General features: G+C 70.7%; 21 protein-coding genes and 1 riboswitch. Of the genes, 12 read left to right on the forward strand and 9 right to left on the reverse strand.

What is annotated here, in order from left to right; all coding sequences use genetic code 11:
* Window positions 1-58: 58 nt before the first annotated feature.
* On the reverse strand, window positions 59-1,213 hold the full coding sequence (locus tag O7608_RS27775) for an alkaline phosphatase PhoX (RefSeq protein WP_289207365.1): 1,155 nt from the start codon (window positions 1,211-1,213) through the stop codon (window positions 59-61).
* Window positions 1,214-1,547: 334 nt separating this feature from the next.
* Here O7608_RS27775 and O7608_RS27780 point away from each other — a divergent pair, with 334 nt between their 5' ends.
* A complete protein-coding gene (locus O7608_RS27780; RefSeq protein WP_289207366.1) occupies window positions 1,548-2,630 on the forward strand; it encodes a 3-deoxy-7-phosphoheptulonate synthase in 1,083 nt (360 codons plus the stop codon).
* 80 nt (window positions 2,631-2,710) lie between these two features.
* Here O7608_RS27780 and O7608_RS27785 read toward each other — a convergent pair whose 3' ends face one another.
* A complete protein-coding gene (locus O7608_RS27785; RefSeq protein WP_282226042.1) occupies window positions 2,711-3,001 on the reverse strand; it encodes a GlsB/YeaQ/YmgE family stress response membrane protein in 291 nt (96 codons plus the stop codon).
* Between the two features lie 168 nt (window positions 3,002-3,169).
* Between O7608_RS27785 and O7608_RS27790 the strand changes: the two genes are divergently transcribed.
* Together O7608_RS27790 and O7608_RS27795 are read left to right on the forward strand one after the other, a co-directional pair.
* Entirely contained in the window at window positions 3,170-3,382 is a 213-nt protein-coding gene (locus O7608_RS27790; protein ID WP_289207367.1) for a hypothetical protein, read from the forward strand.
* 5 nt (window positions 3,383-3,387) lie between these two features.
* A complete protein-coding gene (locus O7608_RS27795) occupies window positions 3,388-3,594 on the forward strand; it encodes a hypothetical protein (RefSeq protein ID WP_289207368.1) in 207 nt (68 codons plus the stop codon).
* Window positions 3,595-3,609: 15 nt separating this feature from the next.
* Here the strand turns inward: O7608_RS27795 and O7608_RS27800 are convergent, their stop codons facing one another.
* From O7608_RS27800 to O7608_RS27810, 3 genes are all read right to left on the reverse strand, one after another.
* The gene (locus O7608_RS27800; RefSeq protein ID WP_289207369.1) at window positions 3,610-4,140 is read right to left on the reverse strand and encodes a DUF1360 domain-containing protein; all 531 of its coding nucleotides are present in this window, start codon (window positions 4,138-4,140) and stop codon (window positions 3,610-3,612) included.
* A 108-nt stretch (window positions 4,141-4,248) separates the two neighbouring features.
* Entirely contained in the window at window positions 4,249-4,578 is a 330-nt protein-coding gene (locus tag O7608_RS27805) for a hypothetical protein (RefSeq protein ID WP_289207370.1), read from the reverse strand.
* Between the two features lie 3 nt (window positions 4,579-4,581).
* Complete coding sequence (locus tag O7608_RS27810; protein WP_421357334.1) at window positions 4,582-4,944, reverse strand: DUF6158 family protein; 363 nt, start codon at window positions 4,942-4,944, stop codon at window positions 4,582-4,584.
* An 87-nt stretch (window positions 4,945-5,031) separates the two neighbouring features.
* Here O7608_RS27810 and O7608_RS27815 point away from each other — a divergent pair, with 87 nt between their 5' ends.
* Both O7608_RS27815 and O7608_RS27820 read left to right on the forward strand, forming a co-directional pair.
* A complete protein-coding gene (locus tag O7608_RS27815; protein ID WP_289207371.1) occupies window positions 5,032-5,478 on the forward strand; it encodes a hypothetical protein in 447 nt (148 codons plus the stop codon).
* Window positions 5,479-5,531: 53 nt separating this feature from the next.
* Window positions 5,532-5,861 (forward strand): DUF3817 domain-containing protein, encoded by a 330-nt coding sequence (locus O7608_RS27820; RefSeq protein ID WP_289207372.1) that lies wholly within the window; start codon window positions 5,532-5,534, stop codon window positions 5,859-5,861.
* Between the two features lie 99 nt (window positions 5,862-5,960).
* Here the strand turns inward: O7608_RS27820 and O7608_RS27825 are convergent, their stop codons facing one another.
* Window positions 5,961-6,167 carry a DUF397 domain-containing protein gene (locus O7608_RS27825; protein ID WP_289207373.1) on the reverse strand — a complete coding sequence of 69 codons (207 nt, stop codon included), beginning with the start codon at window positions 6,165-6,167 and terminating at the stop codon, window positions 5,961-5,963.
* A 243-nt stretch (window positions 6,168-6,410) separates the two neighbouring features.
* On the opposite strand from O7608_RS27825, the gene O7608_RS27830 reads away from it, so the two are divergent.
* Window positions 6,411-7,292: a DUF5753 domain-containing protein gene (locus O7608_RS27830; protein WP_289207374.1), complete on the forward strand. Its 882-nt coding sequence runs from the start codon at window positions 6,411-6,413 to the stop codon at window positions 7,290-7,292.
* A 25-nt stretch (window positions 7,293-7,317) separates the two neighbouring features.
* Here the strand turns inward: O7608_RS27830 and O7608_RS27835 are convergent, their stop codons facing one another.
* A complete protein-coding gene (locus tag O7608_RS27835; protein ID WP_289207375.1) occupies window positions 7,318-7,959 on the reverse strand; it encodes a DUF6232 family protein in 642 nt (213 codons plus the stop codon).
* A 474-nt stretch (window positions 7,960-8,433) separates the two neighbouring features.
* Window positions 8,434-8,575, forward strand: a riboswitch (cyclic di-AMP (ydaO/yuaA leader).
* A 10-nt stretch (window positions 8,576-8,585) separates the two neighbouring features.
* Between O7608_RS27835 and O7608_RS27840 the strand changes: the two genes are divergently transcribed.
* A complete protein-coding gene (locus O7608_RS27840; RefSeq protein WP_289207376.1) occupies window positions 8,586-9,548 on the forward strand; it encodes a C40 family peptidase in 963 nt (320 codons plus the stop codon).
* A gap of 93 nt (window positions 9,549-9,641) precedes the next feature.
* On the opposite strand, the gene O7608_RS27845 is transcribed toward O7608_RS27840, so the two are convergent.
* The gene (locus O7608_RS27845; RefSeq protein WP_421361306.1) at window positions 9,642-10,571 is read right to left on the reverse strand and encodes a sigma-70 family RNA polymerase sigma factor; all 930 of its coding nucleotides are present in this window, start codon (window positions 10,569-10,571) and stop codon (window positions 9,642-9,644) included.
* 445 nt (window positions 10,572-11,016) lie between these two features.
* Window positions 11,017-11,697 (reverse strand): dTMP kinase, encoded by a 681-nt coding sequence (locus O7608_RS27850; RefSeq protein ID WP_289207377.1) that lies wholly within the window; start codon window positions 11,695-11,697, stop codon window positions 11,017-11,019.
* A 180-nt stretch (window positions 11,698-11,877) separates the two neighbouring features.
* Here O7608_RS27850 and O7608_RS27855 point away from each other — a divergent pair, with 180 nt between their 5' ends.
* From O7608_RS27855 to O7608_RS27875, 5 genes are all read left to right on the forward strand, one after another.
* A complete protein-coding gene (locus O7608_RS27855) occupies window positions 11,878-12,486 on the forward strand; it encodes a nucleotidyltransferase family protein (protein WP_289207378.1) in 609 nt (202 codons plus the stop codon).
* A complete protein-coding gene (locus O7608_RS27860) occupies window positions 12,449-12,739 on the forward strand; it encodes a hypothetical protein (protein WP_289207379.1) in 291 nt (96 codons plus the stop codon). Before O7608_RS27855 ends, O7608_RS27860 begins: the two co-directional genes overlap by 38 nt.
* The gene (locus O7608_RS27865) at window positions 12,736-13,479 is read left to right on the forward strand and encodes a metallophosphoesterase family protein (RefSeq protein ID WP_289207380.1); all 744 of its coding nucleotides are present in this window, start codon (window positions 12,736-12,738) and stop codon (window positions 13,477-13,479) included. Before O7608_RS27860 ends, O7608_RS27865 begins: the two co-directional genes overlap by 4 nt.
* A 37-nt stretch (window positions 13,480-13,516) precedes the next feature.
* Window positions 13,517-13,660: a GPGG-motif small membrane protein gene (locus O7608_RS27870; RefSeq protein ID WP_199757467.1), complete on the forward strand. Its 144-nt coding sequence runs from the start codon at window positions 13,517-13,519 to the stop codon at window positions 13,658-13,660.
* 117 nt (window positions 13,661-13,777) lie between these two features.
* Window positions 13,778-14,290, forward strand: a complete 513-nt coding sequence (locus O7608_RS27875) for a TspO/MBR family protein (RefSeq protein ID WP_289207381.1) — start codon at window positions 13,778-13,780, stop codon at window positions 14,288-14,290.
* Window positions 14,291-14,506: the final 216 nt, after the last annotated feature.

The following is a 14,506-nucleotide window of genomic DNA, read 5'->3' on the forward strand; positions in this document are numbered from 1 at the left end:
GTCCGGGCCGATGCCCCGATGAGGTCCCATCACGCACAGTGACATCGCCGGGCGGGGGTCATCGGCGGAACGGGCCCCGCACCTCGTAGGTGATGCCGCCGGAGGACAGCCCCGAGGTGCCGCGCTGCGACGAGAAGTACAGCCGGGTGCCGTCCGGGGAGAACGCCGGCCCGCAGATCTCCGACGCCGACTGCCCACTGATCCGCGCGAACGGCGCGACCCGGCCGTCCGGCGTGATCAGGCAGATCTCCATGTTGCCGCCGTCCTCGGCCACGTACAGGTCGCCGCCGGGCGTACCGGTGATGTTGTCGACGCCGGTCAGCGGTGCCGTGCCGGTCACCAGCGAGTCGTCGTAGGCCAGGTCGATCCGCTGGGCGACGGCGTCGTACGCCCAGACCCGGTTGTCGCCCTTGGTCGTGAACCAGCAGGTGCCGTCGGCGTAGTGGCAGCCCTCGCCACCGTTGAACCGCTTCGCGCCGGAGACCTGGTTTCGGGTGGCCGTCGGTGCGCCGTCCGGGTCGGGCACCCGCGACCAGCTCACCGGGCCGCTGGTGGCGGTGCCGGCGACGAGCACCTCCAGGGTGCCGGCGGACAGGTCGCCCCAGGTGTCCGGCCGGAACCGGTAGAAGCAACCGTTGGACTCGTCCTCGGTGAGGTAGACCACCCGACGGTCCGGGTCGACGGCGGCGGCCTCGTGGTTGAACCGGCCCATCGCGTCGTGCCGCACGGCGGCGGTGCCGCCCAGCGGGTACGTCTCGTAGACGTACCCGCGGCTGACCTCCTCGCAGGACAGCCAGGTCCCCCAGGGGGTCGCGCCACCGGCGCAGTTGCGGTTGGTGCCGGCCAGGATCCGGTACGCCGAGACGACGTCGCCGTCGGCGTCGAACCGGATCGCCGAGGCACCGCCGGTGCGGGAGATCTCCGAGTTGGAGACGTACACCCAGCCGGAGCCGGCGGGGAAGCAGGCGCCACCGTCCGGGGCGTCGTGCCAGACGTACGAGGTGGCGCCGACCCGCTGCCGGGAGCGGGCCACGACCCGGCTGCTGAAGCCGCCGGGAAGCGCGATGCCGTTGGCGTCCGGGCTGCCCAGGGCGCCGTACGGGCTGGCCCCGGGCTGCGCGGGGGCGGCGAACGCCCCCGTCCACAGGCTGCCGGAGAACGCGGCGGCGCCGGCGCCGACCACGGCGGTACGCAGTACCGTACGACGATCCATCTCGACCTCCATCGACGTGGGTGACAATCGACGAAGGTAGGCCGCGACGATGGCCGCAGACATCGACGAAGGTTAACGGCGAACGAGGTCCGGTCGAAGTCCGGTGGTGTCGTCCGGCACGAAATCCGGTACAGTGTGCGTCGTGGTGCACACGTATCGATGGTTTAGGCAGCCGGCCCTGATGCCGGTGACGCGGCCTTGACCTGACGTCACCCCACCAGAGCCGGCCAAGGGCAGAGGGCATCGGGCCCCTGCCCTTTTGCATGCCAACGAACAGCCGGCTCGGGCTGGGGGCGCCGGCTCCCCAGGCGGCTGGCGAAAGGAAGAGCACCGCATGATGACCTCCGGACGGATCACCGATCAGCGCATCGACCGAGTCGTCCCACTGACCACCCCCGCCCTGCTGCACCACGAACTGCCGCTGGACGATCAGCTCACCGCCCGGGTGCTGGCCGGTCGACAAGCCGTGGCCGGAGTGCTCGACGGCCAGGACGACCGGCTGCTGGTCGTGGTCGGGCCCTGCTCGGTGCACGACCCGGCCGCCGCGCTGGAGTACGCCCAACTGCTCGCCACCGCCGCGCAGCGGCACGCCGAGGACCTGTTGATCGTCATGCGGGTCTACTTCGAGAAGCCCCGCTCCACCGTCGGCTGGAAGGGCCTGATCAACGACCCCGGCCTGGACGGCTCCGGGGACGTCAACTCGGGGCTGCGGATCGCCCGGTCGCTGCTGCTGGAGGTGCTGCGGACCGGTCTGCCGGTGGGGTGCGAGTTCCTCGACCCGATCACGCCGCAGTACATCGCCGACACCGTCGCCTGGGGTGCCATCGGCGCCCGTACGGTGGAGAGCCAGGTGCACCGGCAGCTCTCCTCCGGTCTGTCGATGCCGATCGGCATGAAGAACCGTCCCGACGGCAGCGTGGCCACGGCCGTGGACGCGATCCGGGCCGCAGCCGTACCGCACGTCTTCCCCGGCATCGACATGTCCGGGACCCCGGCGATCCTGCACACCCGGGGCAACGCCGACTGTCATCTGGTGCTGCGGGGCGGGGCCGGCGAGCCGAACTACGACGCCGCGTCGGTGGCCGCCGCGCTGGACCTGCTGCGGGCCAGTGACCTCCCGCAGCGGCTGGTCATCGACGCCAGCCACGGCAACAGCGGCAAGGACCACCGTCGGCAGCCGCTGGTGGTCGAGGACATCGCCGGTCAGCTCGGCGGCGGCCAGCGGGGCATCGTCGGGGTGATGCTGGAGTCGTTCCTGGTGCCCGGCCGGCAGGATCTGGACCCGACCGGGGAGCTGGTCCACGGCCAGTCGATCACCGACGCCTGCATGGGGTGGGAGCAGACCGCCGAGGTGCTGCAGCGGCTCGCCGCAGCGGTCGGTGACCGGCGGGCGGCGCTCGCCACCGCCTCACGGTGACCAGGACCGGGACCGCCACCGCCTCGCGCTGACCTGCACCGGGATCCGGCCGGCCCCCGGCCGGATCCCGGTGACCGCCGTCAGCGGGTGGCCCGCCCCGGCGCGTCGGTCGGCCGGTGCCCGGCCGCCCGGGCGGCGATCCAGACGAAGAAGACGGCCAGCGCCACCTGGATCGCGTGCCGCAGCCAGTCGACCCCGGCGGTCTCGCCGATGCCGAGCCAGGTCGCGATCACGCCGCCGAGCAGCGCGGCGGCGATGCCGACCCCGATGGTCAGCCAGATCGAGATGTTCTGCCGGCCCGGCAGCAGCAGCCGGCCGAGTGCGCCGATGACGGCGCCGGCAATGAGCGCCCACAGGATGGTGCCGATCATGATTCCACCTCCGGGGCCGAGCCTAGGTGCCAGGTCGGGCCGGCCGAGGGAGAACGGGCAAGCCTGCGCCACGGCTCTCCGGCCGAACGTTTCCCGTCCGGGTGTGTGCCGGGTCACCCTCACCCGTCCGCGTTGTTTGCCACCGGACGCCCGGGGTAGCACGCCGGGGTGACCGATGAGAGTTCGCGGGTCGGGCTGTACGAGTTGCTCGACGACATCTATCTCGGCAAGGAGCGGGTGAGTCGGGGTGAGATCGCCCGCCGGGCGGTCGCCGCCGAGCTACCTGCCCACCTGCTCACCAGGATCAACGCCATGCCCGAGGGCGAGTACGCCCAGGACGAGGCGGAAGAGGTCCTGCACTCCTCGACGGAAGGCAGCTGATCGCGATGACCGACGACGACGACCGGAGCACGTCACGCCCCGCTCTGGGCCAGAGCCCGGACGGCAGCCCACCGCCGGACGATCCCGACTTCGCCGGCGAACACGACGACACGGCGGTCGCCAACGACATCATCGAGGGCACCGACACCCGCGAACCGGAGTCACCGCGAGGCTGGTCCGGGATGGAGAAACCGGGCGTCACCGTCGACTGACGGACCGGGTGGTGGTCAGTGGTGGGTGTCGGCGTGCCGCGCCGCCGCGTACGCCATCTGGAGAAAATCGGATCCGGCCACCGCGGTGAAGCAGGTCGCCACCAGGCGGGTCGCCCGTGGGGCGAAGACCAGTCCGATGGTCAGCCCGGTCGCGACCCACACGGCCAGGCAGAACGGGCAGCTGACCATCTCACCGAACACGTGTCGGGAGCCGCTGCCGTCGTCGCGGACCTCCTCGGCCACCTCGCCAGCGCCGGTCGGCCCGTCGTAGCGGGTGAACGGGGCCCGCAACGGGCTGGTCACCGCGTCCTTGCTGACCAGTCGGCTCAGCTTGTGGGTGGCGACGCTGATCAGCACGACGTCACCGAGCCCCACCCGGGGCGGTAGTTGCCGTCCGGTGAGCAGCACGGCCGCACCGGCCCCGGCCACCACCGACGCGTACACGGTCAACGCCCGGGCGTACCCGCCGAGCGGACGGTCGCCGCCTGGCGCGTACGCCCGTAGCAGCGCGGCACCTCGGCCGCGTACCCGGTCACCCACCGCCATGTCGCACACTCCCCCGCTCGCTCGATGCCGCTCGCTCGATGCCGCTCGCTCGATGCCGCTCGCTCGATGCCCGCCCGCTCGGTCCTGGACAGGCACAGGTGGTCCACCTCAGCCCGCGTTGAGGTTGTCGGTGACGGCGCGGGCCAGCCCGGTCAACGTCTCGTCGGCGATCCGGGTGAGATCCTCGTGGGGCAGCTCGGCGTCCAGTTCCAGCCGCAGCATCGCCCCGCCGGCCTGCACCGGGTAGACCCGCAGCACCGCCGACCACGGCGCGTCCGGGGCGGTCCAGCGGGCCTGCAGCGGGCCGTCGCCGGCCGGTTGCGCGCTGGCCCGTTTCAGCATTTCAGGCAACCAGGCGGTACGGCGGTCCGGGTCGGTCGCGGTGCCGTAGGCCACCTCGGGGGGAGCGGAGACGCCCCGTTCGGCGTACGCCGGCACGGCTCACCGCCCGTCACGTAGCCGGGCCGGATCGATCTCCCGCCCCGGGTTGCGGGTGAGGTACTCGGTCTCCAGATCGGCGGTCCGCCGCAGGTGGTTCGCCAGCGCCGCGTCGGTGCCGTGCCGCAAGGTGTCCAGCCGGGTGCGGTGCAGGCTGCCCATCTCCCGGATCAGGTCGCCGTCGGTCAGTTCGACCGCGTCGATGCCGGGGTCGACCTCCGGGGCGGCGTCGTCGACGCCGAGGCAGCCGTCGTCAGCCTGGTCGCCGTCCCAGCCGGTCATCTCGGGCGGGTGGCCGGTGCGGGGTGGGAACGGGGTGCCGGCTGATGCCGGCGAGTAGTCGCCGTAGCGCGCTGGTCCGGTCATCTCCGGCCTCCGGGGAGTCGACGAGGCGTCATCGTCGGGGAATTCCCCGCAGACCGGCAGGCAAACCCGGCCGGTACCCTTTCGGACATGCGGCAGCTCTGGACCCCCGCGTGGATCCTGCGCCACCTCGCGATGCTGGTCGTGGTGGCGGGCTTCCTCGCGCTGGGCTGGTGGCAGATCAGCCGGGCCGCCGCCGGCAACACCCTGAGCTGGGCGTACGCGGTGGAGTGGCCGGTGTTCGCGGCGTTCGTCGTGTTCGTCTGGGCCCGCGAGGTACGGCAGGTGCTGCGCCGGGCCGCTCCGGCGGCCGACCGGCCGGAACCGGCGCCGGTGCCCGCCCCGACAGCCCCGGTGTCGGCCCCCGCCCCGGTCCCGGCGGTCCCGGCCCCGGCGATCAGACGGCCGGTGCGGATCCGGTCGACCGGCTCTGCGCCCGTGACGGAGCCCGACGATCCGCAGCTGGCCGCCTACAACGACTACCTGGCCTGGCTGAACGCCAATCCGCACGCCCGGGCCAGTGACTATCCCGGCTGACCGTCGGGGCGACAGGTGACGACCGGGCGCCAGCCTGGTGAGAAAGGACGACCGTGTCTGGTGCACTCATCCGCTACCGGCTGATCGCGTACGTGGTCGGTGTGGTGCTGATCCTGCTGATGGTCGTCGGGATGCCGATGAAGTACCTGTTCCACGACGCCGTGGTCGTGGAGACGATCGGCCCGGCGCACGGCTTCCTCTACATGGTGTACCTGGTGGCCGCCTTCGACCTGGCCCGGCGGGCGAACTGGTCACTCGGGCGGATCGTGGCGATCATGCTCGCCGGTACGGTGCCGTTCGTGTCGTTCTGGGCGGAGCGGGTGGTGTCCCGCTGGGCGCAGCAGGTGATCAAGGCCGAGCCGCAGACCGTGACGACGGGCTGAGCCGGGTCCGTCGTCGGCTGCCGGGTCCGTCGGGCGGGTCCAGGTGTGCCGACCGGGTGCGGTGCCGGGCGACGCGAGCGCCGGCCCGACACCGGGTGATCATCCGGCCGTACGACCGGCCCGGTCGTGGTCGAGGCCGGCCACGAAGGCCGTCCACGCCGACGCCGAGAATCGCAGGTGCACGTCGGGGTCGGTGGAGTTACGGACCCCGACCGCCGGGCCGAACGTCGCCACCTCGACACAGGTCGTCGCCTCGCAGCGGCGGCTCTTGCGCCAGGCAGGACCGGCAGTGCTGATCACAGTCACCCAGACTCCTCTATACGGATATTTTGGGGCATTTGCCTTCTAAGACCTCAGGCAATTCGCGCGGACACTATCAGTCGTGGATCTTGCTCCCACCGGGGGCGACCGGGCCGCCCGAAGTCCGGAACGCCGTACCCCGGTTGGTAAGGGCCAGCCGTCCATAGCAGACCGGACGGCACCGGTGTAGCGTCAAGAGACGGCAACCAGCCAGGTGGCATTCTGCTAGGCACTCCCCCGGAGCGATCCATGCCAGCCCGACACCAGGGTCCGACCATCGGGCGCCGCCGACTCCGCGCGGCGCTGCGCCGGGCACGCGAGGCGGCCGAGCTGACCCAGGAGTACGTCGTCACCCAGATGGACTGGTCGCTGTCCAAGCTCATCCGGATCGAGTCCGGCTCGGTCAGCATCTCGACCAACGACGTCAAGGCCCTGCTCGACCTCTACGGGGTCCGCGACCAGCAGCAGGTCCAGGAACTGGTCGAACTGGCCCGGGCAGCCCGGCGACGGGCCTGGTGGAGCGGGTACAAGGACCGGGTGCCGGCGGCCTACGCCGCCTACATCGGGCTGGAGGCCGAGGCTTCGGCGCTGCAGTACTTCCAGCCGATCAGCTTCCCCGGCCTGCTGCAGACCGAGGAGTACGCGCGGGCGGTGATCCCCGCCGACGGCCCGCACCACGTACCGGCCGAGGAGATCGAGGGTCGGGTCCAGATCCGGATGGCCCGCCAGCACGCGGTGCTGGACGGTGCCGACCCGCCCCGCATCGAGGTGATCCTCGACGAGGCCGCGCTCCGTCGGATGACCGGCGGTCGGCGCATTCTGCGCGAGCAGCTGCGCCACGTGGCGAAGATGTGCGCCGCCCCGCACGTCTCGGTCCGGGTGCTGCCCTTCGCCGCGGGCAGCAACACCGTCCTCGGCCCGTTCGTCATCCTGCACTTCGCCGATCAGGCCGACGCCGACGTGGTCTACGTGGAGAGCGCGCTGGTCGAGGAGGTCATCGACCGGGCCGGCGAGGTCCGGTCGTACCAGCATGTCTTCGATCGGCTCCGCGCGGAGGCGCTGTCCACCGACGAATCGGTGGCGATGCTGCTCGACCTCGCCCGGCAGTTGGACGAGGACATTGCGGGCTGACCGGCGGCGGGGGCCGCCGGCCGGCTCACCGCTGGTCGGGCACCCAGGGCTCGATCGTCACCGGCTCGGACAGGCCGGCCAGCCGCGACATCTCCCGGGCCCGCATCAACGCCCGGCTCACCTGCCCGTACTGGCGTTCCTCGTCGGTGCTGAACAGCAGGACCAGCAGGCCCTCGTGTCGGCCCCAGAGCTCGTAGGACCGTGGCCGTACCTTGTCGCCGAGCCAGCCGAGGCCGACCGGGACGAACGCCGCCACCAGCATCGCGAAATAGGCAGCAGCGCTGACCTCGGCGAGCCCCTGGGTGAAGCCGATGGTCACCGCGATCGCCGAGAGGATGACGACGGTCACTGCCACCAACCGCCCGGTCAGCCGGTCCCGGGCGCCACGGGCGGTACGCAGTTCGGTGAGGTCCCGGATCGCGAACCGACGCCCGGCGACGACGAACCAGTCGGCGGTGACGCAGATGCCGGGCTGGCGGTAGAAGGTCGGCCCAGCGGCGGCGGGTCGGGTGACCGGGGCGCCGGGTGCCGCGCCACGGGCGGGCGATCGGCGCCCGGGTGTCCGGGGGATCAACGGTGTCGTGGTGCTGCTGCGGTCGCCCGGCCGGGCGGCCCGGCGAAGGGTCGGGGATCCGCGTAGTGGCGGGGTCCGGCGGGTGGCACGCATCGGCTGCCTCCGAAGGTCGGGTACGGCACTGACCTTGCGCGTCCATTGTGCAAACGGCGAGCTACTCGATGGAAGATACGCATTCTGCCACCTAGCTGATTGACGTACGGCAGGACGCTTCCTGGACTCCGATACGACACTTTTGTTCTTATTTACCCTAGTGGATGCCCACCAGCAACCGCGTAGAGCGACTTATCGAGCATTTCGCCCAGTCGATCGAAACCTGGCGCCCGGTCACCGTGCGACCACCTCGCGAAGCCACCCGATTCGCCATTGCATGACGCAGCGCCACTGTGCACTACATTCTGTGACTATCGGCGCCACTCCACCATGGTCGATGCCACGGATCACGACGAGCGAGGGTTTCCGCGAGCAACCGTTGCGGCTAGGTTAGATCCGCTGGTCCGGTTACCAGTCACCGACCCCGGTGACGCCGGCCCGGTGCCGCCGAATCACCATCCGGCAATCACTGAAAGTAGTTGTTCGGTGATCGCATGGTGGTGACCCGGGGACCCACCGAGCACGTCTGGGGTGAATCCGCGTGTCACACGCGGTAGGGCGACACCTTCCCGCCCGAATCCGTCAGCTAACCCGGTAGGCGGCGTGGGAAGAAGGGTTCTGCGTTCTTGTCAACAGCGCGGATTCTGCTGCGTACCCTCGTGCTGGCCGGCGTGACCGCCGGGCTGGTGGTTCCGGCCGTCGCCGTCTCCGCCCAGCCCTCGGTCAGCGAACTCACGCAGCAGATCAACAAGGAATCCGAGGAACTGGCCAAGGTCGTCGAGTCGTACAACCGGCTCACCGAGGAGTCCAAGACCACCCGGGCGGCGGTCGAGGAGCTCGACACCAAGCTGGGTCCACTGCAGGACGAACTCGCCCGGGCCGAGGTCGAGGTCGGGCAGATCGCCATCACCGCCTACAAGTCCGGCGGGCTGAGCACCGCCAGCGCGCTGCTCGACAGCGGCTCGTCGGACGGTTTCCTGGACCGGCTGGGCACCCTCGACCACCTCGCGCGGGACCGTCAGCAGCGGCTCAGCAACTTCACCAGCACCCAGGCGACGTACCTGGCTGAGCAGGAGAAGCTGCAGGCGACGCTCGCCAAGCAGGAAGCCCAGGCCAAGGAGCTCGCCGACCGCAAGAAGTCCATCGAAGCCGACATCGACAAGCTGATGGACAAGCGGGAGGAGGCCTACGGTGCGGCGACCGAGTCCGGCTCGTCGTACACCGGGACGATCCCGTCGGTCGCCGGCGCCGCCGGCGTCGCGGTCGAGTTCGCGTACGGCGCCATCGGCAAGCCGTACGTGTGGGCGTCCAGCGGGCCGAACGGCTACGACTGCTCCGGTCTGACCCTGGCTGCCTGGCGGGCCGCAGGCAAGAGCCTGCCGCACAACGCCGCCATGCAGTGGGACCGGGTCGCCAAGATCAACCGTGGCGACCTGGCACCGGGCGACCTGGTGTTCTACCGGAACCTCGCACACGTCGCCCTGTACGTCGGCGACGGCAAGGTCATCCACGCACCGACGTTCGGCCAGCCCGTCCAACTGGCCAGCGTGGACATGATGGCACCGTACGGGTACGGCCGGGTGCGCTGACCGACCGGCACCGACACGAGGGCCCGGCATCCGTTTACGGATGCCGGGCCCTCGTCGTCACAGGGGACCGTGGTCGTGGCAGCGGCCGACCGGTCAGGCCGCCTGCAGCCCCTCGGCCCGGGCCAGCTCACGCAGCCGGCCGAGGGCCTGGATCTCCAGCTGGCGGATGCGCTCGCGGGACAGCGAGAACCGCGAGGCGACCTCGGTGAGCGAATGCTCCCGGCCGTCCTCCAGCCCGTAGCGGGCCCGCATGATGCCGGCGGACCGGTCGTCGAGGTGGTTCAGCAGGCCCTCGATGCGCTGGCGCTCCAACCCGGTCAGCACGATGTCCTCCGGCGACGGCGCGTCGCTGTCGGCCACCAGGTCACCGAGGTTGGTGTCGCCGTCGTCGCCGACCGGGGTGTCCAGCGAGACGGTGTCCTGCGACCAGCGGACCAGCTCGTGCACCCGCTCGACCGGCACTCCGAGCGATGCCGCGATCTGCTCCGGCTCCGGATCCGAGCCGAGCTCCCGGGTGAGTTGGCGGGCGACGTTGCGCATCCGGTTGACGTCCTCGACCAGGTGCACCGGCAGCCGGACGGTCCGCTCCTGCTGCGCGATGGCCCGACTGATCGCCTGCCGGATCCACCAGGTGGCGTAGGTGGAGAACTTGAAGCCGCGCTCGTAGTCGAACTTCTCGACCGCCCGGACCAGACCGGTGTTGCCCTCCTGGATCAGATCCAGCATCGGCATCCCGGACCGGACGTAGCGGCGGGCGATCGACACCACCAGCCGCAGGTTGGCCCGGATGAACAGGTCCTTGGCCCGCTCACCCTCGATGACCAGCCGCTCCAGCTCCTCGCGGCTGACCCCGGCCCGCGGGGTGCCCTCCTCGAGCAGGTGCTCGGCGTACAGCCCGGCCTCGATCGCCTTGGACAGCTCGACTTCCCGGGCCGCGTCGAGCAGCGGCGTACGGGAGATCTCATGCAGGTAGACGCCAACGAGGTCCCGCTCCTCGGCCACCTCGTCGGTCCGCAAAGCCATCGTCTTCTCCACGTTGCTCACGGTCCCCTCGTTAACCCCACTTGCCCTGGCACCTGCGATGCGCATCTCCATCAGCCTCTCCCCCGTCACGTCGCCACCGACCGGCGTACCCGGATGTGCGGGTCCCGCCGAACGATGCCGACACCTGCACAACAGATAAGACGCGTCAGGGATTCCGTCTCGTGAGTCGAAGCTGACACGATTGCCTGAGTAATTGCTGTGAGCAGGATTGATGTTTCCTGCCAGGCACCTCGGTCGCGCCATCGCGACGGGTCTGCCCATGGTGCGTTTCGCGGAGGTCCGCGGCCTTTCGCGGGCCCGCACGAGAGCATGACGCCGGACGCGGCGCCGGCATTCCCGTCACCGCGTCCCCTGCGATCCTTGTCACTGCCAGACCGTCACGTCCCACGCCCGGATGTACGGGCTGAGCAGGGTGTGCGGTTCATCACCGCCCGAGGCGGCCACCATGGTCGGCCGGTAGCCGGTCGACCAGGTGCTGACGCAGCCGCGCGGCGACCTGGGCCGCGCTGCCCCGCGCGTCGATCACCACGAACTCGGCGGCCTCGGGCAACGACCGGTAGGCCGCCGCGCTGCGCACCAGATGCTCCAGCGACTCGCTGTCGGTGCCCCGCGCCTCGATCCGGTGCCGGGCCTCGGCCGGCGGCAGCCAGAGCAGGAAGGTCAGATCCGGCCGGGGAAAGATCCGGTACGCCAGCCGGGCCAGCCGCTCCCAGGCAGCGGCGGCACCGTGGCGGCGGATGCTGACGTACTGGCAGACGGCGTACCGGTCCATCACGGCGACGCCGCCGGGCGAACGCAGGACCGACCGGGCGATCGCCAGCCACCGCAGCAACGCTTCACAGAACATCAGCCCGTTGCGTCCGACCAGCCGCCGGGCGTCCGGCCGGCCCAGTCGCACCGCCAGCCGGTCCAGCCACCGGCGACCGCCGGCGTTGCGCCGGTAGTGGGCGGGCAGGCCGGCGGCGGTGAGCGCGTCGGCGAGCAGCCGCGCCTGGGTGGTCTTGCCGACGCCGTCGATGCCCACCAGGGCGATCCGGCGGACCCGGCGGGTCGGGGCGGTCGGAGTGATCGGGGCGCTGATCGCCGGCGCAGCCGGCGGTGCCACAAGTGAATCCAGTGTGGATCTCTCAGGGACGGGGGACGGATGCGCCGGAGTCTCAGTGACGAGCACCTTTCCAACGGTAGCGAGTCTCCGCACCTTCGCGTCGGCGACGCGAAGGTGTGAAGCCGTCACGCCCCGGGTACCGGTGGAACCCGTCACCATCACCACCCATCGGAGAGACAGATGGCTCAACAGGGAGACGACGGTCTGCTGCACACCCTCAAGCGGGTGGCGGCCGTACTGAAGCAGTCGGAGATCCCCTTCGTTCTGGGTGGCAGCTTCGCCGTCTACGCGCACGGCGGGCACTCCAGCGATCACGACGTGGACTTCCTGATCCGCGAGTCGGACGTGGAGGCGGCGCTGGCCGCCCTGGTCGCGGCCGGGTTCACCGCCGAACGGCCGCCGGAGGACTGGCTGGTCAAGGTCTTCGACGACGGCCGGATGGTGGACCTGATCCACCGGCCGATCGAGACTCCGGTCACCGACGCGACCTTCGCCGAGAGCATGGTCCGGCCGGTCGACGCGATCCACCTGCCGGTCCTGTCCGCCACCATGCTGATGGTGCACAAACTGCTCAGTTTCTCGCAGCACTACTGCGATTTCACCCGTGCGCTGCCGTTGGCCCGCTCGTTGCGGGAGCAGATCGACTGGGAACGGGTACGTAAGGAAACCGCGCACTCGCCGTACGCCGAGTCCTTCCTGGTGCTGCTGGACCGGCTGGCCGTGGTGCCGGACAACCAGCAGGAGGTGGGCGATGACCAGGACAGACGGGCAGGCAGCAGGCCGGTCTGAGCCACAGCGGCTCGACGAGTACACCGAGTCGGCGGTCCAGCGGCTGCTCAGCGAGCACACCGGGATCGCCGAGCAGGGCGTGACGGTCACCCGCCGCGACCACACGTTGGTGCTGCGCGGCGAGGTCGAGAGCGGGCACCGTCGGGACGAGATCGTCCGGCTTGTGTCGCAACGATTCCCCGGTGTGGCGCTGACCACCGACATCGCGGTGACCCGGGCCTCGGCTCCGAGCGAGGCGGAGGATCTGTCATGATCCGGATCGCCGCGGTGGGTGACGTGCACATGGACACCGACGTCGTCGGCCGGTTCCGTCCGGCCCTGGCCCAGCTGCCCGACCAGGCTGACGTACTGCTGCTCGCCGGGGATCTGACCCGGCACGGCACCGAGTCGGAGGCGCGCTGCGTGGCGCAGGAGTTCGGCGACCTCGCGGTTCCGGTCGTCGCGGTGCTCGGCAACCACGACCACCACTGTGACGAGGTTCCACAGCTGGTGAAGGTGCTCACCGACGCCGGGATCACCGTGCTGGAAGGTGACGGGGTCGTCCTGGACAGTCCCGGTGGCCGGCTCGGGGTGGCCGGGGTCAAGGGTTTCGGCGGCGGCTTCGCCGGCCGCTGCGCCAGCCGGTTCGGCGAACCGGAGATGAAGGCCTTCGTCTCCACCACCGCCGAGTCCGCGGACCGGTTGCGGTCGGCGCTGGTGGAGCTGGACTGTGACGTACGGGTGGCGCTGACGCACTACGCCCCGGTGCCCGAGACCCTCGCCGGTGAGCCGCTGGAGATCTACCCGTTCCTCGGCTCGTACCTGCTGGCGGAGGCGATCGACGCGGCGCCGACCGATCTTGCGGTGCACGGGCATGCCCACTTCGGCAGCGAACGCGGCACCACCCCGGGCGGGGTACGGGTCCGTAATGTCGCCCACCCGGTCATCAAACAGGCATACAGCGTGTTCGTGCTGCACCCGGCGGAGCCGGTCGCAGACCGGTCGGACCGCTGAAGGTTTCCCGAGCCAGGCGGAAGGGTACTCAGCAACCATGGAGCTACTTCTCTGGATTCTCGCAGTCGTACTGGTAGTCGCTGGCGTTCTCGCCCTGTTCCGCCGGCAGCTGCTCTGGGGCATCGTCCTGATCGTCGTCGGTCTGCTGGTCGGACCTGGCGGCGTCAGCCTGTTCGCTTGACGTGCCCCGGGCCACCACACCCCCGTATTCACCTGACCCCCCGTATCCGCCGGGGCCACCGGAGCTGGTCCGATCCTCCCTGACAGGACCGGCGACGGTGGCCCCGGCACCTTTTGGATGACCCGTGCCCGTCTGCGCTCTGGAGTAGCTGTGTCTGACTCTGCGGTTCTTCGCCGCCCGTGGTGGGGACTGGCCGTGTTCGCCGCCGCCGTCGCCGTGGCCGCCGCGTTCGGTGCCCTGGCCGCCAGCGACGCCGGCAGCCGGTACGCCGACCTCGCGCAACCTTCCTGGGCCCCGCCGTCCTGGCTGTTCAGCCCGGTCTGGACAGTTTTGTACGTACTGATCGCGGTGGCCGGTTTCCTGGTCTGGCGGCGGGTCGGCATCGGGCCGGCGATCGGCCTGTGGGTGGCGCAGCTGGTGCTCAACGCCGCCTGGACCCCGTTGTTCTTCGGCGCCGGCCAGTACGGCCTGGCGTTCGCCGAGATCGTGCTGCTCTGGCTGGCCATCGGTGCGACGGTGCTGCTGTTTCGGCGGGTGTCCCGGCTGGCGGCGGCGTTGCTGCTGCCGTACTGGGCCTGGGTCACCTTCGCGGCGGCCCTGAACCTGGCGATCTGGCGGCTGAACAGCTGACCGACCTGCCCCACGCCCTGGCTGATGCATCAGTCAGGGCGCTGCCGCGTGTCGTGCGTCACCACGCAGCCGCCGACGGAGGTTTCCGAATTGTTACTGCCTCGTGGCTGCCCAGGACTGGACGCGCTTCCATTGCAAGCGCTTACATGTGAGGACGCCCAGACAGCAAACGACCGGCGGCCGGACCGTGGCAGATCACGGAGCCCGCCGGGCTAG

This window comes from Solwaraspora sp. WMMA2056 (assembly GCF_030345095.1).
Taxonomy (GTDB): Bacteria; Actinomycetota; Actinomycetes; order Mycobacteriales; family Micromonosporaceae; genus Micromonospora_E.